Consider the following 20,996-nt stretch of genomic DNA (forward strand, 5'->3'; position numbering starts at 1 on the left):
CGCGGCCGGTGGGCGGGGTTGCGCGGGCGGCACGTCAGGGGACCGTAAGAACCGGACCCGTTCGGCGGCCCCACCCGGACGGCTCAGCCGAACAGGAACGCGCCTGCCGTGGCCGCGCCCAGCGCGGTCCCCGCGGTCACCTGGCCGACCGTGTGGTAGCCGAGCGTGACCCGTGACCAGCACACGGCGGCCGTCATCAGGTACCCGAACAGCCACCACGGCGAGTGGACCACGGCGAGCAGGGCGACGACGGCCGAGGCGACCGAGGCGTCCACCGAGATCTTCCAGACCGTGTTCACGGCCAGCAGGACGACCGTCATCGCCCAGAGCGCGAGCATCGCGGTCAGGATGCCGGTGGGGGCGCCGCCCAGCACCATGACCGCCGAACCGGTGCCGATGGAGCCGAGGATGACGAGGAAGATCGGGGCCCGCTTGGTGCGGTCGACGACATGGCGGTCGCCCCAGGTGCCGCGTCCGCGCTCCCACTCGATGTAGCCGGCCGGGACGATCCCGGCGCACAGGGCGCCGAGCAGTCCCCACAGCAGTCCCGTCCACTCGCCCGCCGCCGCGTATCCGGTCGCGAGCATCCCGGCGAGCAGGAGATTACGTGGCTGGAAGACATCGGTCACCGTACGGGCGGTGGAGGTGGTGCGGGAGGTCTCCGCGATGCCGGTGGTGCTCATGCCGTCTGCTCCTTTGCCGCTGCCGCTGCCGCTGCCGCTGCCGCTGTTGCCGCCGCCGCGGAGGATTCCAGGACCTGCCGGGCCCGTTGTGCCGTGACCGTCCGGTACGCGGCGGCTACCCGGACCAGCCAGGCGACCTCGCCGTCCTGGTCGGTCGCGTGCTGGGTGCCGACGGCCGCCGCGTCCCCCGGAACCGCGCCGTCGCCGTGGGCCGCGAGGGCCGCCTTGATCCAGTACGCGTCGGTGAGCGGTCCCGTCCGCTCCCGGTCGGCGGCGGTGGCCTCGGCCGCGGCTTCGGCGGCGGCTTCGGCTGCCGCGAGAAGGGTGTCGGGGGCGTAGTGGCGCAGCTTCTCCACCGCGTCGGCGATGTCCGCCGCCCAGCGGTCGATCCGCAGGTCCGCCGGGGTGCCGAACCGGGTCAGCTCGCGGACCAGCGAGGCCGGGGGGTCGAAGGGCTGGTCGGGGAAGGCCGCCATCAACTCGTACCAGAGCGCGTGCAGTCGCACCTGGGCGCGCCAGAGCTTCGCCCGGCGGCGGACGTTGCTCAGGGCGGGGATGGAGGCGCCGACCGCGAAGAAGGCGAACAGCACCACCTGCGAGGCCTCGGTGATCTGGTCGAAGTCCAGCGCGAAGGCCTCGCTCGGCGGGTCGATCACGCTCACCCAGAGGAACAGCGTCCGGCTGACGGTGTATCCGACCCCGATGAACATCGCGAACGTCATCATGCCGAGGCCGATCCGCAGCCGGCGGAGCCCGGCGCTCGCGGTGGCCAGCGCCCACTGGTAGGCGCAGACGGCGGACGCGGTGCCGAGGTAGAGGTAGAACACGCTCATGTAGAGCGTCGCGCCCCACTGTCCGGCGTGGTCGGCGACGAAGCGGTCCGAGGGGACGGAACGGTCGACGACCGTGAAGAACAGCACCGTCAGCAGCACCAGCGTGGCGACCGACGCCTTCGCGGCCACCTGCTGGATCAGCCGGGCGAACCGTACGTGCCGCGGGACGTCCCCGGCGTCGGCGTACTGGCCGTAGATGGCGACGATGTAGCTGAGGATGGCGAGGATCGCGACGGTCGCCGTGTAGTGCTTGATCAGTACCGAGAGATCGGTGACGGAGCTGTCGTTGAGCCCGATGCGCACGACCCGGGTCTTGGTCCACAGGGCGGCGGCGAATCCCGCGTAACAGCCCCACAGGGCCCGGCGGCGGCGGTCGTCCTCGTCGCCCCAGAGGGCGGCCGGCATGCGCCACAGGGCGACGGCTGTCATCAGGCCGGCTATCAGGTAGCCGGCGAGGTCGAGCGGTGTCACGGCGGAAGTCCTCGGGGTGGGGGGACGGGTTCGGCTGCGAGACGGGGGCCGGGTCCGGTGCTACGTGCGGCGGAACAGGCCGCGGCGGCGGTGGGCGACCGGGAGGGAGAGCGAGTCGGCGAGCCGCCCCACCATGTCATCGCTCGTCACCTCCCTGGCCATCCGGGGGATGAGCGAGGCACCGAATTCGGCCATGCGTTCGTCGTGGGTGTCGTACTGCGCGCGGGCCTGCACGGCGTCGGGGGTCCGGAGCGCGTCGGCGCCGACGACCCGGGAGATCAGCGAGGTGTCGAAGACGGGCAGCAGCCGCTGGAGCTGCTCGGCGTCCAGCGAGGTGCCGTGGTCGAACCACTCGTGGCACAGCTCGTGCAGGATGACGTGCTGGGTCTGGTACGCGGTGGGGCGCCGGCGGTAGAGCACGAAGCTGGTCCCGCCGGCCTTCAGCCGCAGTCCGCAGGCGCCGTTGACGCGCGCCAGCCGGTCGGGCATCTCGTGCAGCACGATGGTGCGGCCGCCGGCCGTCTCCATGTTCGCCACCAGTCCGGCGATCGAGAAGGGCGCGGGCAGGGGGAGCCCGGCGAGTCCGGCCTCGCACTCTTTGCGCAGTCTGCGCAGGGACATGGGACTAACTCCGTGGTCCGCCGGTGGCCGGGCGCTGCCGGTTCTTCGCGTCCTCCAGCAGGGCGAGCGCGAACTGCAGCAGCTCCGGGGGCAGTCCCTCCTCGTCCAGTCCCCGTCCGGCCAGCCCGCTGATCTCCCCGGTGCGCCGCTTGGCCAGGAACTGCAGACCGTCGACGACGTCGTCGACGACCTCGGACTCCTCCTTGAAGAAGCGCCAGTCCACGCCGAAGCCGAGGCCGAGCGCCTTGAGGATGTCCTCGGACGGCTGGGTGACCTTGCCGGCCAGGATGTTGGAGAAGTAGCTGTGCGAGAGCGATCCGCCGCGCTCCTTGACCAGGTCCGCGAAGACCCGCCCCGAGATCTTCCGGCCGGGGAAGGTCTTCTCGACCATGTACTCGACCTTCTGCCGCAACGTCCGCAGTTCCGGCGCGCGTTCTTCGCCGCTGTCCATCCGGTCCCCCACGTGTCCGTCCCCCGCACCGGTGCCTGTCCGGCGCCGCGCGGTGCCCGATTCGGTCAACGGGCTCGTACTGTAACGAACTCCGGCCCGTCGCCCCCGGCGCGGGAGCCCATGAGCGCATCGCGGATGCGCGTGAGCGCATTCCGAACAGGGACGTAGTGGCACATCCTGCGACTGTGTACAGGAGCAGGGTTGCGCAAATACTCTACGTCACTGTTAACTCAAAAAAACACGGGCAGGGGACCACGAGGGGAGCCCCTTGCCCGTGAGTTCGGCGGCGACGCCTGCGCGAACGGGGCCTCCCGTGACGGGGAGAGGGTGCACACAGGGGGCAGGGTGTGCACAGGGGTGTAGCCCTTCACGACGGGGGATGCGTGAAGGGCTACATCTGCATTATGGCCCGAGGTCACGCAGTCATCAACTGACCCGCCGGTCAGTGTTCTTGGCAGTTGCGGTGTCCGGGCCCCGCGGGCGCGGCCGAAGAGGGCGGGAGCGTGCGCCGGACCGGCGGCCCCGAGGGCGGCCCGCTCAGATAACTTCCCCCGTCCGGCCAGGGAAATCTGTCGCGGCTATGATAGAGACGATGGCTCGCACAACGAGATTTTCTTCAACGGTCAACGAAGTCGGCGACACGCGGCAGGTGCCCATGCCCCCCGAAACCCCTCCGCATTCCACCGACCGTCTCGACGACGACGACTACCCCGCCTACACCATGGGCCGCGCCGCGGAGATGATCGGCGCCACGCCCGGATTCCTCCGCGCGATCGGCGAGGCCAGGCTGATCACCCCCCTGCGGTCCGAGGGCGGCCACCGCCGCTACTCCCGCTACCAGCTCCGCGTCGCCGCCCGCGCCCGGGAGCTCGTCGACGGGGGCACGCCGGTCGAGGCCGCCTGCCGCATCGTGATCCTGGAGGACCAGCTCGAAGAGGCGCTCCGGCTCAACGAGGAGCTGCGCAGGCCGACTCCTGGCCCCTGAGCGCCGGCCCCCGGCCCCTGAGGGCCGCGTTTCAGGGCGCCGCCTTCCGGCTTTTCGCCGCCGCCTCTTCCTCCTCCGCCTCCACCACTGCCGCCGCCGTGCTGCCCCGTTCGATGAGCCGGGGCAGCGGCACCCGGATGGTGTGCGCCGTGCCGCCGTCGAGCAGCGCGGTCAGCTCCCGCGCCGCGAGCCGCCCGAACGCGACCGTGTCCCTGGACAGCGCGGTCAGCCACGGCGCGGTCAGCCGGCACAGCGCGGAGTCCTCCCACGACACCACCGACACATCGGCCGGGACCCGGAAGCCGAGGCCCGCGATGACCGCCACCCCGGCCGCGGCCATCACGTCGTTGTCGTAGACGATCGCGGTCGGCGGGGTGTCCTGCTCCAGCACCCGGCGGGTCACGGCCGCGCCCTCGGTGTCCGAGTAGTCCGTGGTCACCGAGTGGGCCTCGGTCAGTCCGCGCCGGTCGGCCTCGATGCGCAGGGACCGGATGCGCCGGTCGGTGTGCGCGAGTGAGGGCAGTCCGGCGATGTGCACGATGCGCCGGTGGCCCAGTTCGTGCAGCCGGCCGACGACGGCCGCCATCGCTCCCGCGTCGTCGGCGCGGATCTGCGAGAGGCCCGGGTGGGGACCGGTGTCGCTGCCGGGAAGGGCGCCGATGACGACGCCGGGCAGGCCCAGTTCGTCCAGCAGGCCGACGCGTGGGTCATCGATTCGGGGATCGACGACGAGTACGCCGTCGACCCGCCGCTCGGCCCACCAGCGCCGGTAGACCGCGCATTCGGCCGTCACGTCCTCCACCACCTGGAAGAGCAGCCCGAGCCGTCGCTCGGCCAGGACCTCCTGGATGCCGGAGATCAGCTGGAGGAAGAAGGAGTCAACGCCCAGGTTCGCCGCCGGACGCGCCACCACAAGGCCCACGGTGGCCGAGCCCTCGCCCGACAGCGCACGGGCGGCGGTGCTCGGATGCCAGCCCAACTGCTCGGCCACGCGCCGGATTCGGTCCCTGGTGATCGCCGAGACCCCAGGGCGGTCGTTGAGCGCGAAGGAGACCGCGCTCTCCGACACGCCGGCCCGCTGGGCGATGTCCTTCATGGTCGGCCGTCGTGCCGGCGTGCGTCTGGCCGGCGAGGTGTCCCCGGCCGGCGGCCGCTTCGGTGTCACCGAGTGCCTCTCTCCTGCGTTCCCTGTGGCTCGCGTGGGTCATCGGGTTCGCGCTTCCCCCGGGGGCATCGTAGGGCTTCCCGGTCCATTGGTCGAGCGAAGCGCTCCAGCAACTAATGCGCTTGAGCTGAGAGCACCTAAAGCGCATTAGTCATCGATCTTCAAAGTGCCGTCACACCGCTCTGACCTGTGAGTATGCCGAAAGTATCGACTTAATTGCGGGGAATGTATTGACTTTCCGTCACGCGCATTGCAGGGTCTGCTGGGCGAACGCATCCGGCCGGTCCGCGACCTCCGGTTCGCCGTCCGCACGCCTGGTCCGAGCAAAGGAGCCGTTCACCGTGCGCATCTCTCGCAGAGCAGTCGCCACTGCCGCCGTCCTCGCCACTGTCCTGCCGTTGAGTGCCTGTGGAGGTGGATCGGGGACGGGCTCGTCCGACGCCTCGGGCAAGGTCGAAGGCAAGATCACCTTCCAGACCTGGAACCTCCAGGCGAACTTCAAGGACTACTTCAACGGCGTGATCGCGGACTTCGAGAAGAAGTACCCGGACACCGAGGTCAAGTGGGTCGACCGGCCCGGCGAGGGCTACGCGGACAAGATCAGCGCGGACGCGGCCGGCGGCACCCTGCCGGACGTCGTCAACGTGTCGCCCGACCTGGTGGCCCCGCTCGCCAAGGCGGGCATCGCACTGGACCTCGACAAGGCGGCGCCGAAGTACCGCGAGGAGTACCTGCCGGGCGCCTGGCAGAGCCACCAGATACCGGGCACGGAAGGGACGTTCGCCTTCCCCTGGTACCTCAACACCGGGCCGATGTTCTACAACAAGCGCCTCCTCAAGGACGCCGGACTCGACCCGAAGAACCCGCCGTCCACCTACGACGAGGTCTTCTCCGACGGCCTGAAGCTGGCCGAGAAGAGCAAGGGCAAGGTCGCCACCCTCGCGAACGTGCCCACCATCGAGGACTTCGGCCGCTACGGCGGACAGCTGATGAACAAGGAAGGCACCGCCTTCGCCTTCAACGACGCCAAGGGCATCGAACTCCTCACCCACTACAAGGAGTTGTACGACGCCAAGGCGCTCGACGCGCAGGCCCTGACCGCGACCCCGGAGTCGTCCGGCCACAAGTTCCTCACCGAGTCCGTGGCGATGAACCCCGGCAGCGCGCTGGACCTGGCCAACTTCAAGAAGCAGGCCCCGAGCCTCTACAAGAACATCGGGATCACCGACCAGGTCAGCAGCACCGGCAAGGCCAACATGTACGTCATGGGCATCATGGTGAACGCGCAGACCAAGCGGCAGCCCGCCGCCGTGGCCTTCGCCCACTACATGACCGACGCGACCCGGCAGATGGAGTTCGCGAAGAAGGTCGCCATCTTCCCCAGCACCGCAGGATCGCTCGACGACCCGTACTTCACCGAGGAGGACGGCACCGACGAGACCCGCGTCCGGGTCGCCGCCGCCAAGTCCCTGAAGACGGCCGTCAATTACACGCCGGTGCTGTTCAGCGAGCAGATGAAGACCGAGCTGCGCAACCAGATCGCCAAGGCGCTGCAAGGGAAGCAGAGCCCCAAGGAAGCCCTTGACAACGCTGTCAAGGCCTGTGACCGGCTGTTGCAGCAGAGCTGAGCCCTGGTGACTACCCCTGCCCCTGCCTCCAGCCCCGCTCCCGCCCGCCGGATCAGCCGCCATCTGCCCCTCAGCCCCTGGCTGTTCGCGGCTCCCGGACTGATCGTGGTCGGCGCCTTCAGCCTCTACCCGTTCTTCAGCACCCTGGTCAACGCCTTCACGGACCGGCGGACCCTGGTGCCGGGGAAGTTCGTCGGCCTGGCGAACTTCCGTGAGCTGCTGCACGACGAGATGTTCTGGACCGGGCTGCGCAACAGCGCGTTGTACGTACTGGTCGTCGTCCCGGCCCTCGTCATCCTGCCGCTGCTGCTGGCGATGCTCGTCCAGCGGCACATCCCCGGCATCACCTTCTTCCGCTCCGCCTTCTACACCCCGGTCGTCGCGTCCATCGTCGTCGTCGGCCTGATCTGGGTGTGGATGCTCGACGACCGGGGGCTGATCAACTCGCTCCTGGAGGCCGTGGGCATCGGCAAGGTCGGCTTCCTCAGCGACCAGTGGCTGCTGCTGGGCAGCGCGATGGCGGTCACGGTCTGGAAGGGCCTCGGCTACTACATGATCATTTATCTGGCCGCGCTGTCGAACGTACCGAGGGAGCTGCACGAGGCCGCGTCCGTGGACGGTGCCGGGGTCGTGCGCCGCTTCTTCACCGTCACCGTCCCCGCCATCCGCTCCACCATGGTGCTGGTCGCGGCGCTGTCCTCGGTCTCCGCCTTCAAGGTCTTCTCCGAGGTCTATCTGATGGCCGGCCCCTCCGGCGGCCCGGCGGGCGAGGACACCACCCTGGTGATGCTCGTCCAGCGGGTCGGCACCGGTCTGACCGGGCGGGTCGGGTACGCCTCCGCCATCTCGGTCGTCATCTTCGTCGTCACCGTCGGCCTGATGCTCCTGGTGCTGCGCGCCGACCGCAAGGAGGACGCGTGAGCTTCCTGAAGACCACCGATGCCGAGGGGCGCCGCATCGCGCCCTGGCAGCTCGTCCTGCGGTACGTGCTGCTGCTCGCCGTACTGGTGCTGACCGTAGGACCGTTCCTGTGGCAGCTCTCGACCTCGCTGAAGGGTCCGGGCGAGGACATCTTCAGCTCGCCGCCGAAGTTCTTCCCCAGCGATCCGACCCTGGACAACTACAGCAGGGTCGCCGACACCATCCCGGTGTGGGACTACGCCTTCAACTCCGTCAAGGTCGCCGCCGCCAACGTGGTCACCAACTGCGTCGGCGCCGCACTGGCGGGCTACGCGCTGGCCCGGCTGCGCTACCGGGGGCGCAGGGCCGCGACGCTGGCGTTCATCCTCGCCATGCTCGTGCCCGTCGAGGGCATCATCATCGCCCAGTTCACCACCATGCGTGATCTCGGGCTGAACAACACCCTGCTCGGGGTGCTGCTGCCGGGTTCCATCGGGGCGATGAACGTCCTGCTGATGCGCAACGCCTTCCTGAACCTCCCCCAGGAGGTGGAGGAGGCGGCCTTCGTGGACGGCGCCAATGTCTGGCAGCGCTTCCTGCGGATCGCGCTGCCCTCGGTCAAGGGCACCCTCGCCGTCGTCGCGATCTTCGCCTTCATGGGCTCGTGGGACGACTTCCTGTGGCCGCTGATCGTCCTCAGCGACCCGGAGAACTTCACCCTGACCATCGGGCTGAACTATCTGCACGGCACCTTCGCCAACGACGAACGGCTCGTCGCCGCGGGCACGATCATCGCCGTGCTCCCGCTCATCGTGCTCTTCGCCGGTCTGCAGCGCTTCTTCTTCCGGGGTGTCGGCGAAGGCGCCGTCAAGGGCTGACCCGCCCGACCCCGATCCGCCGCACAGGCCGCGACCGACCGCCGCCCCGCACCACAGAACCAGGACCCCTGTTCCGTATGAGCTCCTCCCCGCTGCGTTTCGGCGCCAACTACACGCCCAGTCAGGGCTGGTTCCACCACTGGCTGGACTTCGACCTCGACGCCGTGCGCGCCGACCTGGACTCGATCGCCGGTCTCGGCCTCGACCACATCCGGGTCTTCCCGCTCTGGCCGCTCTTCCAGCCCAACCGCACCCTGATCCGCCCGCGCGCCGTCGAGCAGCTCGTCGAGCTGGCCGACGCCGCCGCCGAACGCGGGCTCGACGTCAGCGTGGACGGGCTCCAGGGCCATCTGTCGAGCTTCGACTTCCTGCCCGCCTGGACCCGGACCTGGCACCGGCGCAACATCTTCACCGACCCCGACGTGGTCTCCGGGCAGGCCGAGTACCTGCGGACGCTGGCCGCCGCCCTCGCCGACCGGCCCCACTTCATCGGGATGACGCTCGGCAACGAGATCAACCAGTTCTCGGGCGAGCCGCACCCCGACCCGGACCGCGTCACCCCCGAGCAGGCGGGCGACTGGCTGACCCGGATGCTGGAGGCCTGCGAGGAGGGGGCGCCCGGAAAGCTCCACCTGCACGCCGAGTACGACGCCTCCTGGTACCAGGACGACCACGCCTTCACCCCCGCGCACGCGGCCCGGACCGGGGCCGTCACCGCCGTGCACTCCTGGGTCTTCAACGGCACCGCCCAGCGGCACGGCCGCACCGGCACCGCCACCGAGCACCACGCCGCCTACCTGATCGAGCTCTCCAAGGCCTGGGCCCTCGACCCGCACCGGCCGGTCTGGCTCCAGGAGGTCGGCGCCCCCGCCCCGCTCATCCCGGCCGAGCACGCCGCCGGGTTCACCGCGGCGACCGTCGAGAACGCGCTGGACTGCGAGGACGTCTGGGGCGTCACCTGGTGGTGCTCCCACGACGTGTCCCGCTCGCTGGCCGACTTCCCCGAACTCGAATACGGGCTCGGCCTGTTGACCAACGACCGGCAGGTCAAACCGGCCGGCCGGGCCATCGCCCGGATCGTCGGGGAACAGCGCGGCAGGACCCGCCGGCCCGCGCCCCGGACCACGGCCCTCGTCGTCGACACCGGGGACGACACGACCGCGCCCCGCCGCTCCGCCTGCGCCCCGGGCGGCGAGGTCTTCGAGGCCTTCGCCCGGCTCACCGCGGACGGGGTACGCCCCACGACCGTCCTCGCGAGCAAGGCCGGCGACGCGGAGCACCTGGCCGCGCGCGGCATCACCGAGGTCGTCGCACCCGGCCAGGTCCGATGACGGCGTCCCGGTCCGCGGCCGCCCACCGCGCCACGGTCCGCGCGGGCGCCGGGACCCCCGCCGCCGTCGCGCACCGCTGGTAACCACCCCACCCGCACCCCACCCCAATCGGAGCCACCCTCATGCACGACGACCGCAGCCTGGTCGAAGCCCGTCTGAAGCGCGTCCTGGACGAGCGCATCCGGCCGGCCGTATACCCGCAATCCGTACCGCTGGACGTAGCCGTCTGGAACGCACCGGGTGAGCCCGTCCCGGTCGCCGAGGGTCTGGCGGGTGCCACCGAACCGATCGCGGTCGGCGACCGGTGGGGCGCCCCGTGGGGCACCTGCTGGTTCCGGGTCTCCGGGACGGTCCCCGAGGCCTGGGCGGGCCGGACCGTCGAGGCGCTGCTCGACCTCGGCTTCGACGAGAACATGCCGGGCTTCCAGTGCGAGGGCCTCGTCTACCGCCCCGACGGCACCCCGGTGAAGGGCCTCAACCCGCGCAACCAGTGGGTGCGCGTCGGCGCCCCCGCCGAGGGCGGCGAGGAGGTGCTGCTGCACATCGAGGCGGCGTCCAACCCGGTCATCCTCGACTACCACCCCTTCCTGCCGACCCGGCTGGGTGACAAGGAGACCGCGGGCGGCGAACCGCAGTACACCCTCGCCCGGATGGACCTCGCCCTCTTCGACGAGAACGTGTGGAACCTCGTCCAGGACCTGGAGGTGCTGGGTGAGCTGATGCAGGAGCTGCCGGTGGACGGCGCCCGCCGCTGGGACATCCTGCGCGCCATCGGCCGCTCGCTCGACGCGGTCGACCTCCAGGACGTCAACGGCACCGCGGCCGCCGCCCGCGAGCAGCTCGCCGGTGTCCTCGCGACGCCCGCGCAGCCGTCCGCGCACCGCATCAGCGCCGTCGGCCACGCCCACATCGACTCGGCCTGGCTGTGGCCGCTGCGCGAGACCGTCCGCAAGGTCGCCCGTACGACGTCCAACATGACGGCCCTGCTGGAGGACGAGCCCGACTTCGTCTTCGCGATGTCGCAGGCCCAGCAGTTCGCCTGGATCAAGGAGCACCGCCCCGAGGTCTACGCCAAGGTCAAGCAGGCCGTGGCGGACGGGCGGTTCGTGCCGTCCGGCGGGATGTGGGTCGAGTCCGACACGAACATGCCGGGCTCCGAGGCGATGGCCCGCCAGTTCGTGCACGGCAAGCGGTTCTTCCTCGACGAGTTCGGCATCGAGAACGACGAGGCGTGGCTGCCCGACACCTTCGGCTTCGCGGCCGGTCTGCCGCAGATCATCAAGGCCGCCGGTTCCAAGTGGCTCCTGACCCAGAAGATCTCGTGGAGCCAGACCAACAAGTTCCCGCACCACACCTTCCAGTGGGAGGGCATCGACGGCACCCGGATCTTCACGCACTTCCCGCCCGTCGACACCTACAACTGCTCCATGAAGGGCAGCGAGATCGCCCACGCGGCGAAGAACTTCAAGGACAAGGGAGTCGCGCGGCACTCCCTCGCGCCGACCGGCTGGGGCGACGGGGGCGGTGGCACCACCCGCGAGATGATCGCGAAGGCGGCCAGGATGCGCAGCCTGGAAGGGTCCGCGACGGTCACCTGGGAGACGCCCACCGACTTCTTCACCAAGGCGGAGGCGGAGTACCCGAACGCACCGGTGTGGGTCGGGGAGCTCTACCTGGAGCTGCACCGCGCCACCCTGACCAGCCAGGCGAAGACGAAGCAGGGCAACCGCCGCAGCGAGCACCTGCTGCGGGAGGCCGAGCTGTGGGCCGCCACCGCCGCAGTGCGGACCGGCTCCGCCTACCCGTACGAGCAGCTGGACCGGATCTGGAAGACGGTGCTGCTGCACCAGTTCCACGACATCCTGCCCGGCTCGTCGATCGCCTGGGTGCACCGCGAGGCGGAGAAGACGTACGCGGCCGTCGCCGAGGAGCTGAACGGCATCGTCGACACCGCGCAGCGCGCCCTGGCCGGTGACTCCGCGGCGGGGGCGACCCTGCTCTTCAACTCCGCCCCGCACACCCGCGGCGGCGTCCCGGCCGGTGCGGCGGCGCCCGTCACGGCTGCCGACGGCGGCACGCTCGCACCGCGCGGGGGCGGCGGGTTCGTCCTGGACAACGGCCTGCTCCGGGTGGAGATCGACGCCCGCGGACTGGTCGTCTCGGCGTACGACATCGGCGCCGGGCGCGAGACGGTGGCCCCGGGCCAGGCCGCGAACCTGCTCCAGATCCACCCGGACTTCCCGAACATGTGGGACGCGTGGGACGTGGACGAGTTCTACCGCAACACCGTCACCGACCTGACGGACCTCGACGAGCTCACCCCCGTCGAGGACCGGGGCGCCGTGTCCGTACGGATCGTCCGCGGCTTCGGAGACTCGAAGGTCACCCAGCTGCTGACCCTCGCGCCGGGCGTCAAGCGGCTCGACATCGACACCGAGGTCGACTGGCACGAGACGGAGAAGTTCCTCAAGGCGGCGTTCCCGCTGGACATCCACGCCGAGCGGTACGCCTCCGAGACGCAGTTCGGGCACTTCTACCGGGCCACCCACACCAACACCAGCTGGGAGGCCGCCAAGTTCGAGGCCTGCAACCACCGCTTCGTCCACCTGGAGGAGCCGGGCTGGGGCGTGGCCCTGGTCAACGACTCGACGTACGGGCACGACGTGAGCCGCACGGTCCGCGACAGCGACGCGGGCACGACCACCACCGTGCGGGTGTCGCTGCTGCGCGCCCCGCGCTTCCCCGACCCGGAGACCGACCAGGGCGTGCACCGCTTCCGGCACGCGCTCGCGCCGGGCGCCGCGGTCGTCGACGCGGTCCGTGAGGGCTTCCGCATCAACCTGCCGGAGCGCCGGGTGACCGGTGACCGCGAGGTGGCTGCGCTGGTGGCCGTCGACAACGACGCGGTCGTGGTCAGCGCGGTCAAGCTGGCGGACGACGCGAGCGGCGACCTGGTCGTGCGGCTCTACGAGTCGGCGGGCGGCCGCGCCAGGGTCCGGCTCGCGGCCGGATTCGAGGCCGCCGGCGTCGCGGTGACCGATCTGCTGGAGCGGCCGCTGGCCGACGCGGTGGTGCCCGAGCTCGCTGACGGCGGTGTCCAGCTGTCGCTGCGGCCGTTCGAGCTGATCACGCTGAGGTTCGCCCGCGGCTGAGCCCGAGGCCGGACTCGCGGCCGTCGCGAGCGGCGGACCTGTCCGCAATCTCCCCCCTGGTCCTGAATCAGGGGGGAGATCGCCGCACGGGGGGCCGGAGCACTGCCCCGTACGGCGGCGAATATCTACAGCGACAAGCACAGAATTTTACGCAATGTGCGATGAGGGTTTATGGCACGCCGGGTGGAGTGTAATTACTTGCCGCGCCCGGCCGCATTCATTGTGCTACTGTAGATCTCAGTTGCAGTTGTGGTTCCCAAAGACTCCAAGTGCTCTCCTCAGCTAAATGGGCTGAGTGGGTGCACTTTTGTATTTCCGGTTCATTATCCGGATGGGGTAATCATCGCGGCGACGTGGGACTGGCACAGTGCGAGTCCCCGGGCTCTGCCCCAGAAGGAGATAAAACATGGCTACTGGCACCGTCAAGTGGTTCAACGCGGAAAAGGGCTTCGGCTTCATCGAGCAGGATGGTGGCGGCGCTGACGTCTTCGCCCACTACTCGAACATCGCCGCCAGCGGCTTCCGTGAGCTGCAGGAGGGCCAGAAGGTGAACTTCGACGTCACGCAGGGCCAGAAGGGCCCGCAGGCGGAGAACATCACCCCCGCGTAACCTGATCGCTCCGGCGCTCACGCGCTGAGATGCTTTCGCGCAGCTGGGGCCCGCACCTTGGGGTGCGGGCCCCAGCTCGTTGCTTTTACGGGCCCGCCCCCGAGCGATGCCGTGCCGGTGCACCACCGCCACGAGCTGCCGGGCAGGCGCCCCGTACCAAGATCTTCACCGTGCGGCGGACGATCCGCCATGGCTCCCGGACCGGAACACCGGCCCGCCGGAGCCCCGTGACGTGACCTGTAGGACCGCTCCGCGGGCCCGCTCGTCGTGTCATTGCGAAGCACCGGACCCGGTTCGGCCGGGCCCGTATCGGCTCAAGACCGGCTGCCGGGCTTCGTTCACGTATGCCAACGGCCCGTTCTTGCGATTCTTGTGCCGCTCGTCGCCGCAATGAATTCCTCGATACGCGCCATATCGAGGAAGGGTTCCGTATGAACCGCGACCGCACAGCCCGCTCCAGTGACCGTTATTCCCGCGCCTCCGGCGGCTCCCGTTCGGGCGGCGGCGGCTTCCGCTCGCAGGCCCCGGCCCGCCAGGGCGGCCAGGGCCGCTTCGGCGCCCCGGCCCAGCGCTCCGGTGGCGGCGGTGGCTACGGCCGCCGGCCCGCCGCCAAGCAGGGCGAGTTCGCCCTGCCGAAGACCATCACCCCGGGGCTGCCCGCCGTGGAGGCCTTCGCCGATCTGGACATGCCCTCGCCGCTGCTGTCGGCGCTCGCCAACGAGGGCGTCACGGTGCCGTTCCCGATCCAGGCGGCCACGCTGCCGAACTCGCTGGCCGGCCGTGACGTACTGGGCCGCGGCCGTACCGGATCGGGCAAGACGCTCGCCTTCGGTCTGGCCCTGCTGGCCCGTATCGAGGGACGGCGCGCCGAGGCCCGCCGCCCGCTGGCCCTGGTGCTCGTCCCCACCCGGGAACTGGCGCAGCAGGTCACCGACGCGCTCACCCCGTACGCCCGCTCGCTCAAGCTGCGGATGGCCACGGTCGTCGGCGGCATGTCGATCGGCCGGCAGTCGGCCGCGCTGCGCGGCGGCTCCGAGGTCGTCGTCGCCACTCCGGGCCGGCTGAAGGACCTGATCGAGCGCGGCGACTGCTCGCTGGACCGGGTCTCCATCACCGTCCTGGACGAGGCCGACCAGATGGCCGACATGGGCTTCATGCCGCAGGTCACCGAGCTGCTCGACCAGGTGCAGGCGGAGGGCCAGCGGATGCTGTTCTCGGCCACCCTGGACCGCAACGTCGACCTGCTGGTGCGCCGCTACCTGCACGACCCGGTCGTCCACTCGGTCGACCCGGCCGCCGGTGCGGTGACGACGATGGAGCACCACGTGCTCTACGTCCACGGCGCCGACAAGTACGCCACCACGACGGAGATCGCCGCCCGCGACGGCCGCGTGATCATGTTCCTGGACACCAAGCACGCCGTGGACAAGCTCACCGACCACCTGCTCAACAGCGGGGTCCGGGCGGCGGCGCTGCACGGCGGGAAGTCGCAGCCGCAGCGCACCCGCACCCTGACCCGGTTCAAGACCGGGCACGTCACGGTGCTCGTCGCCACCAATGTCGCGGCCCGCGGCATCCACGTCGACAACCTCGACCTGGTCGTCAACGTCGACCCGCCGAGCGACCACAAGGACTACCTGCACCGCGGCGGCCGTACCGCCCGTGCCGGGGAGTCCGGCAGTGTCGTCACGCTGGTGCTGCCCAACCAGCGCCGCGAGATGACGCGCCTGATGGCCGACGCCGGGATCACCCCGCAGATCGCCCAGGTACGCTCGGGTGAGGCCGAGCTGAGCCGGATCACTGGTGCGCAGGCGCCCTCGGGCGTGCCGGTTATCATCACCTCGCCGGTGTCGGAGCGGCCCAAGGGCGGATCGTCGTCCCGCGGCCGCCGCAGCCGTCCGGCCCAGGCCCGGCGCACCTCGTCCTCGTCCTCGTCGTCCTCGTCCTCGTCGTCCCAGCCGCGGGGTGGCGGTGCGCAGCGCCGGTCATCCGGCAACCGTGCCGCCTGACCTCGCCCGCGTTCCCGTCCGGTTCCGTCCCCCGACCCCGTTGAGGCACTATGCGCTGCGTCATCGCCCGCTTCCCCTTCGACCTGTTCAAGCATGAGGTCGAGGCTTCGATGAAGGGCATCAAGCCCGAACCCGTCACCGGGGAATCGGTGATCATCAGCCGTCGTGTCTATCCGGTCAAGCAGGTGGGTGAAGTGATCACCCGGCAGGACCGCCGCGACTTCACGGCCGGTGAGGTGACCAGGGCGCTGGGGCGTCTCGGCTTCACCTGCCGGTCCGTACCGGCCCCGTCCGCTCCGGTGGAGCTCAGCCCCATGGAGGCCGCTTCGGCCGCGCTGGGGACCCCCGGACAGGACGCCTGAACCACCGCACCACCTGCCGAGGCCCGGCTCCCCCTCGGGGGAGCCGGGCCTCGGTGCGTCGTACGTCCCGCGGCGGTCAGCTCCAGAGCGCCTCGGCGAGCGTGACGCCGACGAACACCGCGCCGAGGCCCGCCACCACGCTCGCGACCACGTTGGCCGCCGCGTAGAACCGTGCGCCGTCCTCGGCCAGCCGCAGCGTCTCGTAGCTGAAGGTCGAGTACGTGGTCAGCGCCCCGCAGAGCCCGGTGCCGAGCAGCAGCTGTACGTGCGAGGAGGCGGCGCCGGCCGTCACCGCACCGGTCAGCAGCCCCAGCACCAGGCAGCCCGTGACGTTCACCGTGAACGTTCCCCAGGGGAACACGGTGTCGTGCCGGGACTGCACCGCCCGGTCGGTCAGGTACCGCAGCGGGGCGCCGACCGCCGCGCCGGCGATCACCAGCAGCCAGTTCACCGGGGCTCCTCCGGTTCGCCCCGCCGCACCAGCTCGCAGGCGTCCAGGACGACCGGGCTGTCGCCGGTCAGCTCCTCGATCAGCGGCAGGAACGCGCGCACCTTCTCCTCGGTGTCCACGATCACCACCGCCACCGGCAGGTCCTCGCTCAGCGAGAGCAGCCGCTGGGTGTGGATCATCGAGGAGGCGCCGAACCCCTCGATCCCGCGGAACACGCTGGCGCCCGCCAGCCCCGCCGCGTGCGCCCGGTGCACGATCTCGGCGTAGACCGGCCGGTGGTGCCAGCCGTCGGACTCCCCGACCAGGACGGTCAGCCGCAGGGCGCGTTCGGTCCTCGGTGTCGTCATGCCTGCCTCCACGCCAGCACGCGGCGTGTCAGCCACACCGCGCTCCACACCGCCGCGAGGGCCGCGAGCAGTGTCAGTCCCAGATACGCCAGGCCGCTGCGGGCCCGGTCCCCGTCGACGAGGCGCTCGATGTCCACGGCGTAGGTGGAGAAGGTGGTGAACCCGCCCAGCACCCCGGTGCCGAAGAACGGCCGCACCAGCCGGTGGGCCGCCCACACCTCGCTGATCACCACCATGAACACGCCGATCACCGCGCAGCCGATGACGTTCACCACGAGGGTCGTCCACGGGAACCCGTCACCCGCCGTGGGCCACAGCAGCGACGCCCCGTAGCGCGCGGACGCGCCGGTCGCCCCGCCGAGCGCGATCACCGCGACGACCGGGGCCTGCGGGTTCAGGGACTTCGTGGGCACACGTCTCCTACCTGCCGGGGCGCCCGCCGGACGCGGGCGCGCTCGTGCGCAAGTAGGGACCGTTGGCGGCGCGATCGCGGCCGCGGTTCGGGTACGGCGGGCCCCACCGCCGCGCGGCGGCCGTCACCGGCCCCCGCTTCCTCCAGATTATCGCGCGGTCCCCGATGGGGCGTGCCGGGCCCGTTGCGGCTCCCGGAGCGGGGAGGGCCCCGGTGTTAGGCTCGCGCGGCCGTCCGCGCGGATCGCGGTGTCACGAGGGACCGACAGGACCGACACGAGGGAATGGCCGTGGAGAAGACGCCTCCGAGGATCGTGGTGGTCGTACCCACCTATGACGAGCGGGCGAACCTGCCGGTCCTCGTCGGCCTGCTGACGGACCTGGGCCTGCCCGGTCTGCGCGTTCTCGTGGTGGACGACAACTCCCCGGACGGCACGGGCGAGGTGGCCGACCGGCTCGCCGCGGAGACCGGGGGCGTCGTGGGGGTGCTGCACCGGACGGAGAAGGACGGGATCGGCCGGGCCTATGTGGCGGGGATGGCGCGGGCGCTCGCCGAGGGCGCGGACGTGGTGATCCAGATGGACGCGGACCTCTCCCATCCGGTGTCCAGGGTGCCGGCCATGGTCGACACGCTGTTCGCCGAGGACGCCGCGGTGGTGATCGGCTCGCGCTATGTCGAGGGCGGCTCGCTCGCCACGGAGTGGCCCTGGCACCGCAAGGCGCTGTCCGCGTGGGCGAATTTCTACGTCAACGCGATCCTGCGGCTGGGGGTGAAGGACGCCACCGCCGGGTTCAAGGCGTGGCGGGCCTCGGCGCTGAACGCGATCGACGTCCCCTCGGTGCGCAGCAACGGGTACTCGTTCCAGGTGGAGATGAACCACCGCGTGGTCCGGCGCGGGCTGCGGATCGTCGAGGTCCCGATCCGGTTCGAGGAGCGGGTCAGCGGTGAGTCGAAGCTCGGTCTGCGGGTGCAGATCGAGTCCGCGATCGCCCCGTGGAAGCTGCTCCTGGGCCGGCACAAGGGCTGACCTCCGGCCGTTCACCCGATCGGCCACCGCATCTGCGGGCCCGGCGGCGAGGCCGCAGGGTGGTCCCATGTGGCCCCGTCGAGTCGTGCTGGGTGCCGCGGTCCTCCCGCTCGCCCTGCTGGTGCCGCGGGACGCCCCGGTGCGGCTCGCGCTGCCCGCGTCGGCGGCCGCCCACGGGCGGCCGCGCCCGGTGCCGCACGGGGCGCGGCAGCCGGCGATCGTCAGCCGGGCGGTCTGGCGTGCGGACGAGCGCATGGTCAGGGAGCCGGCGGTGTACACGGGCCCGGTGCGGGCGGTCTTCATCCACCACACCGGGGAGTCCAACGACTACGACTGCGCGGACGTGCCGCGGATGCTGCGGGCGGTGGAGGAGTCCCACATCGAGGGCAACGGCTGGGACGACATCGGCTACAACTTCCTCGTCGACCGGTGCGGGACGATCTACGAGGGCCGGGCGGGCGGCATCCGGCGCTCGGTCCGCGGCGCGCACACCACGGGCTTCAACGCCGACAGCGTGGGCATCGCGGTGCTGGGCGACTACGGAAGCGGGGCCACGGTGCCGCCGGTCCTCGTGCGGGCCCTGGCGAAGGTGGCCGCGTGGAAGCTGATGCCGGGCGTCGATCCGCGCGGGACGGTGCGGCTGGTCTCGACGAACGACGCGAGCAGGTTCCCGAAGGGCACGGCCGCCGTACTGCACGTCATATCGGGCCACCGTGACGCGTACCAGACCGACTGTCCGGGCGAGGCGCTGTACGCCACGCTGCCCGCGATCCGGGCCGCGACGGCGGCTCTGCGCAAGGGGCGGTGAACGGCCGGGCCACCCCCGCCGGGGATCATTGCACTAGTACGTACTCATTTTCTGCCTAGTTCGAAATGGGCTAGGGTTCCGGCATGTCTGCCGCGCCCCCGCTTCCCGTGACCCTGACCGGCCACCACGTCCGCCTGGAGCCGCTGGCCCCGGACCATCTCGACGGCCTCTTCGCCGCGGGCGGCGGTGACGACGAGGTCTGGCGCTGGCAGGGCGGACCGACGCCCCGCACCAGGGAAGAGCTCGGCGAGAAGCTGGCGGCCCTGCTCGCGGCGGCACGGCGGGGCGCGTACGTCCCGTTCGCCGTGATCCACCGCGCGAGCGGCCAGGCTGTCGGCTGGACCACGTACATGGACGTCGACGTGGCCAACGAGCGCCTGGAGATCGGCCGGACCTGGTACGGCCGTGCGCACTGGCGGTCGGCGGTCAACACCGAGACCAAGCTGCTCCTGCTCACCCACGCCTTCGAGGAACTGGGCATGGGGCGCGTGCAGTTGAAGACCGACCAGCTCAACGAGCGCTCCCAGGCGGCGATCGCACGCCTCGGGGCCCGGCGCGAAGGAGTGCTGCGGCGGCACCGCCGCCGCCACGACGGCAGTTGGCGTGACACGGTCTACTTCTCGCTGCTCGCCGACGAGTGGCCGGAGGCGAAGGCCCGGCTGGCGGGGTGGCTCTGACGGTGAGCCGTCGCCGTACATGGAAGCGCCCGGCCGGTTGGTCCCAGCCGGGCGCTGCCATGTAAAGCGCCGCCCCCCGCGCTACTCCGCAGCGTCGAACCGGCCCGCGCCGGCGGCCGCGGCGAACGACGACAGGGCCGTGCGCGAGAACAGCAGCGCGGGGCCGTGCGGGTCCTTGCTGTCGCGGACGGCCACGGTCCCGGAATCGACGATGCCGCACTCGACGCACTGCGCCCCGCTGTCGCTGTACGAGGACTTCCACCAGGTCACAGGCAGGGGGGAGGCGTCGTGGATGTGACTCATGTGCTTTTCCTTATCTCTGTGATGAGGTCCGCCGACGCCTCAACGGAAAGCGCGGTGGCACTCAGCCGTTGCCAGGCATCCCGGTGAGCGGCGACCTGCTCGCGTTCCTCGACATACAGGGCTGAGGTCAGCCCCTCCGTGTGAACCACGTCGAGGTCTGCGTGAGGGCCAAAGCCCAGAACGGTGAAGCTCCCCAACTGCCCCACGTGCAAAGGAGCATTGGCGGGCAGTACCTGGATGTTGATGCTCGGCCGCTTCCCCACGGTGAGGAGCCGGCCAAGCTGCTCACGCATGAGGCCGTCAGTATCGGAGGTGGAGCGCAGCGACTGCTCGGCGATGATCGTCCACAGGGCGAGCGGCTCCTCGCGGGTGAGTACTGCCTGTCGCGCGAGTCGTACCTCTACCAGGGCGTCGACGCGCGCTTCGACCGCCTCGGACATGGCCGTTGCCCGGATGATGTCGCGAGCGTACTCGCCGGTCTGGAGCAGGCCGGGGATCACACCGAGCTGCCACGACGAGATCGATTCCGCCTCGGTCTCCAGGCTGATCAGATCCTCGTACACGGGCGTGAGAACGCCCCGGTACGAGTGCCACCAGCCGCGCTGGGCGCCCTCTTTGGTGAGCGTCAGCAGGGCAGCACGCAGTTCGTCACTCACCTCGCGACCGACCTCGGCGTACAGATCGAGCAGGGCGTCGATGTCCTTGGCCTTGGACGCGCTGCGAGCCGTCTCGATTCTCGAAAGCTTCGAGTAGACGAACTGGCCCTTGGATCGCTCGGCGACCTCTTCGAGGGTGAGTTCGCCGCGCAGTGCGCGCAGCTTCGCACCGAGGCGCCGACGGCGCACTGTAGGCGCACTCACTTCTTTGCCCTCCCCTTTGCTGGTGTGCTCGA

22 protein-coding genes are annotated in these 20,996 nt (G+C 70.8%); 12 read left to right on the forward strand and 10 right to left on the reverse strand.

The window, feature by feature from the left end; all coding sequences use genetic code 11:
* Window positions 1–83: 83 nt before the first annotated feature.
* Genes ACZ6S6_RS18490 through ACZ6S6_RS18505 form a run of 4 tightly spaced genes read right to left on the reverse strand, consistent with a single transcriptional unit; the run spans window position 84 to window position 3,059 of the window.
* Window positions 84–683, reverse strand: coding sequence for a hypothetical protein (locus ACZ6S6_RS18490; protein WP_362958330.1), 600 nt, complete (start codon window positions 681–683; stop codon window positions 84–86).
* Window positions 680–1,987: an MAB_1171c family putative transporter gene (locus tag ACZ6S6_RS18495; RefSeq protein WP_469706238.1), complete on the reverse strand. Its 1,308-nt coding sequence runs from the start codon at window positions 1,985–1,987 to the stop codon at window positions 680–682. The genes ACZ6S6_RS18490 and ACZ6S6_RS18495 overlap by 4 nt, the downstream gene beginning before the upstream one ends.
* Before the next feature lie 60 nt (window positions 1,988–2,047).
* Window positions 2,048–2,608 (reverse strand): toxin, encoded by a 561-nt coding sequence (locus ACZ6S6_RS18500; protein WP_362958335.1) that lies wholly within the window; start codon window positions 2,606–2,608, stop codon window positions 2,048–2,050.
* A 4-nt stretch (window positions 2,609–2,612) separates the two neighbouring features.
* A complete protein-coding gene (locus tag ACZ6S6_RS18505; RefSeq protein ID WP_362958510.1) occupies window positions 2,613–3,059 on the reverse strand; it encodes a hypothetical protein in 447 nt (148 codons plus the stop codon).
* Window positions 3,060–3,714: 655 nt separating this feature from the next.
* Here ACZ6S6_RS18505 and ACZ6S6_RS18510 point away from each other — a divergent pair.
* On the forward strand, window positions 3,715–4,044 hold the full coding sequence (locus ACZ6S6_RS18510) for a MerR family transcriptional regulator (protein WP_362958337.1): 330 nt from the start codon (window positions 3,715–3,717) through the stop codon (window positions 4,042–4,044).
* A 31-nt stretch (window positions 4,045–4,075) separates the two neighbouring features.
* Here ACZ6S6_RS18510 and ACZ6S6_RS18515 read toward each other — a convergent pair whose 3' ends face one another.
* Window positions 4,076–5,140 (reverse strand): LacI family DNA-binding transcriptional regulator, encoded by a 1,065-nt coding sequence (locus ACZ6S6_RS18515; RefSeq protein WP_469706239.1) that lies wholly within the window; start codon window positions 5,138–5,140, stop codon window positions 4,076–4,078.
* A 410-nt stretch (window positions 5,141–5,550) separates the two neighbouring features.
* Between ACZ6S6_RS18515 and ACZ6S6_RS18520 the strand changes: the two genes are divergently transcribed.
* The 8 genes from ACZ6S6_RS18520 to ACZ6S6_RS18555 all read left to right on the forward strand — a co-directional run bounded on the left by ACZ6S6_RS18520 (window position 5,551) and on the right by ACZ6S6_RS18555 (window position 16,079).
* On the forward strand, window positions 5,551–6,837 hold the full coding sequence (locus tag ACZ6S6_RS18520; RefSeq protein WP_362958342.1) for an extracellular solute-binding protein: 1,287 nt from the start codon (window positions 5,551–5,553) through the stop codon (window positions 6,835–6,837).
* 6 nt (window positions 6,838–6,843) lie between these two features.
* On the forward strand, window positions 6,844–7,758 hold the full coding sequence (locus tag ACZ6S6_RS18525) for a carbohydrate ABC transporter permease (protein WP_469706240.1): 915 nt from the start codon (window positions 6,844–6,846) through the stop codon (window positions 7,756–7,758).
* Entirely contained in the window at window positions 7,755–8,615 is an 861-nt protein-coding gene (locus ACZ6S6_RS18530) for a carbohydrate ABC transporter permease (RefSeq protein ID WP_362958347.1), read from the forward strand. The genes ACZ6S6_RS18525 and ACZ6S6_RS18530 overlap by 4 nt, the downstream gene beginning before the upstream one ends.
* A gap of 77 nt (window positions 8,616–8,692) precedes the next feature.
* Complete coding sequence (locus ACZ6S6_RS18535) at window positions 8,693–9,946, forward strand: glycoside hydrolase 5 family protein (protein ID WP_469706241.1); 1,254 nt, start codon at window positions 8,693–8,695, stop codon at window positions 9,944–9,946.
* A 122-nt stretch (window positions 9,947–10,068) separates the two neighbouring features.
* Entirely contained in the window at window positions 10,069–13,098 is a 3,030-nt protein-coding gene (locus ACZ6S6_RS18540) for an alpha-mannosidase (protein ID WP_469706242.1), read from the forward strand.
* Between the two features lie 406 nt (window positions 13,099–13,504).
* Window positions 13,505–13,708, forward strand: coding sequence for a cold-shock protein (locus ACZ6S6_RS18545; RefSeq protein WP_015609674.1), 204 nt, complete (start codon window positions 13,505–13,507; stop codon window positions 13,706–13,708).
* A 431-nt stretch (window positions 13,709–14,139) separates the two neighbouring features.
* The gene (locus ACZ6S6_RS18550) at window positions 14,140–15,717 is read left to right on the forward strand and encodes a DEAD/DEAH box helicase (protein WP_362958356.1); all 1,578 of its coding nucleotides are present in this window, start codon (window positions 14,140–14,142) and stop codon (window positions 15,715–15,717) included.
* A gap of 50 nt (window positions 15,718–15,767) precedes the next feature.
* On the forward strand, window positions 15,768–16,079 hold the full coding sequence (locus ACZ6S6_RS18555; RefSeq protein ID WP_207317954.1) for an SCO5918 family protein: 312 nt from the start codon (window positions 15,768–15,770) through the stop codon (window positions 16,077–16,079).
* A 76-nt stretch (window positions 16,080–16,155) separates the two neighbouring features.
* Here ACZ6S6_RS18555 and crcB (ACZ6S6_RS18560) read toward each other — a convergent pair whose 3' ends face one another.
* The 3 genes from crcB (ACZ6S6_RS18560) to crcB (ACZ6S6_RS18570) are packed head-to-tail and all read right to left on the reverse strand — an operon-like array spanning window position 16,156 to window position 17,290.
* Window positions 16,156–16,530, reverse strand: coding sequence for a fluoride efflux transporter CrcB (gene crcB / locus ACZ6S6_RS18560; protein ID WP_362958362.1), 375 nt, complete (start codon window positions 16,528–16,530; stop codon window positions 16,156–16,158).
* Complete coding sequence (locus ACZ6S6_RS18565) at window positions 16,527–16,877, reverse strand: DUF190 domain-containing protein (RefSeq protein WP_469706243.1); 351 nt, start codon at window positions 16,875–16,877, stop codon at window positions 16,527–16,529. The genes crcB (ACZ6S6_RS18560) and ACZ6S6_RS18565 overlap by 4 nt, the downstream gene beginning before the upstream one ends.
* Window positions 16,874–17,290 carry a fluoride efflux transporter CrcB gene (gene crcB, locus ACZ6S6_RS18570; protein ID WP_469706244.1) on the reverse strand — a complete coding sequence of 139 codons (417 nt, stop codon included), beginning with the start codon at window positions 17,288–17,290 and terminating at the stop codon, window positions 16,874–16,876. Before crcB (ACZ6S6_RS18570) ends, ACZ6S6_RS18565 begins: the two co-directional genes overlap by 4 nt.
* A 282-nt stretch (window positions 17,291–17,572) precedes the next feature.
* Between crcB (ACZ6S6_RS18570) and ACZ6S6_RS18575 the strand changes: the two genes are divergently transcribed.
* The 3 genes from ACZ6S6_RS18575 (at window position 17,573) to ACZ6S6_RS18585 (ending at window position 19,801) form a co-directional block, all read left to right on the forward strand.
* Window positions 17,573–18,316 (forward strand): polyprenol monophosphomannose synthase, encoded by a 744-nt coding sequence (locus tag ACZ6S6_RS18575; RefSeq protein WP_362958371.1) that lies wholly within the window; start codon window positions 17,573–17,575, stop codon window positions 18,314–18,316.
* 67 nt (window positions 18,317–18,383) lie between these two features.
* Window positions 18,384–19,124, forward strand: a complete 741-nt coding sequence (locus tag ACZ6S6_RS18580; protein ID WP_469706245.1) for a peptidoglycan recognition protein family protein — start codon at window positions 18,384–18,386, stop codon at window positions 19,122–19,124.
* 83 nt (window positions 19,125–19,207) lie between these two features.
* Entirely contained in the window at window positions 19,208–19,801 is a 594-nt protein-coding gene (locus ACZ6S6_RS18585) for a GNAT family N-acetyltransferase (RefSeq protein ID WP_469706246.1), read from the forward strand.
* Window positions 19,802–19,882: 81 nt separating this feature from the next.
* Here the strand turns inward: ACZ6S6_RS18585 and ACZ6S6_RS18590 are convergent, their stop codons facing one another.
* Both ACZ6S6_RS18590 and ACZ6S6_RS18595 read right to left on the reverse strand, forming a co-directional pair.
* On the reverse strand, window positions 19,883–20,104 hold the full coding sequence (locus ACZ6S6_RS18590; protein ID WP_469706247.1) for a DUF397 domain-containing protein: 222 nt from the start codon (window positions 20,102–20,104) through the stop codon (window positions 19,883–19,885).
* Window positions 20,101–20,964, reverse strand: a complete 864-nt coding sequence (locus ACZ6S6_RS18595) for a helix-turn-helix domain-containing protein (RefSeq protein WP_469706295.1) — start codon at window positions 20,962–20,964, stop codon at window positions 20,101–20,103. Before ACZ6S6_RS18595 ends, ACZ6S6_RS18590 begins: the two co-directional genes overlap by 4 nt.
* Between the last annotated feature and the right edge of the window lie 32 nt (window positions 20,965–20,996).

The organism is Streptomyces sp. NPDC048671 (assembly GCF_055587045.1).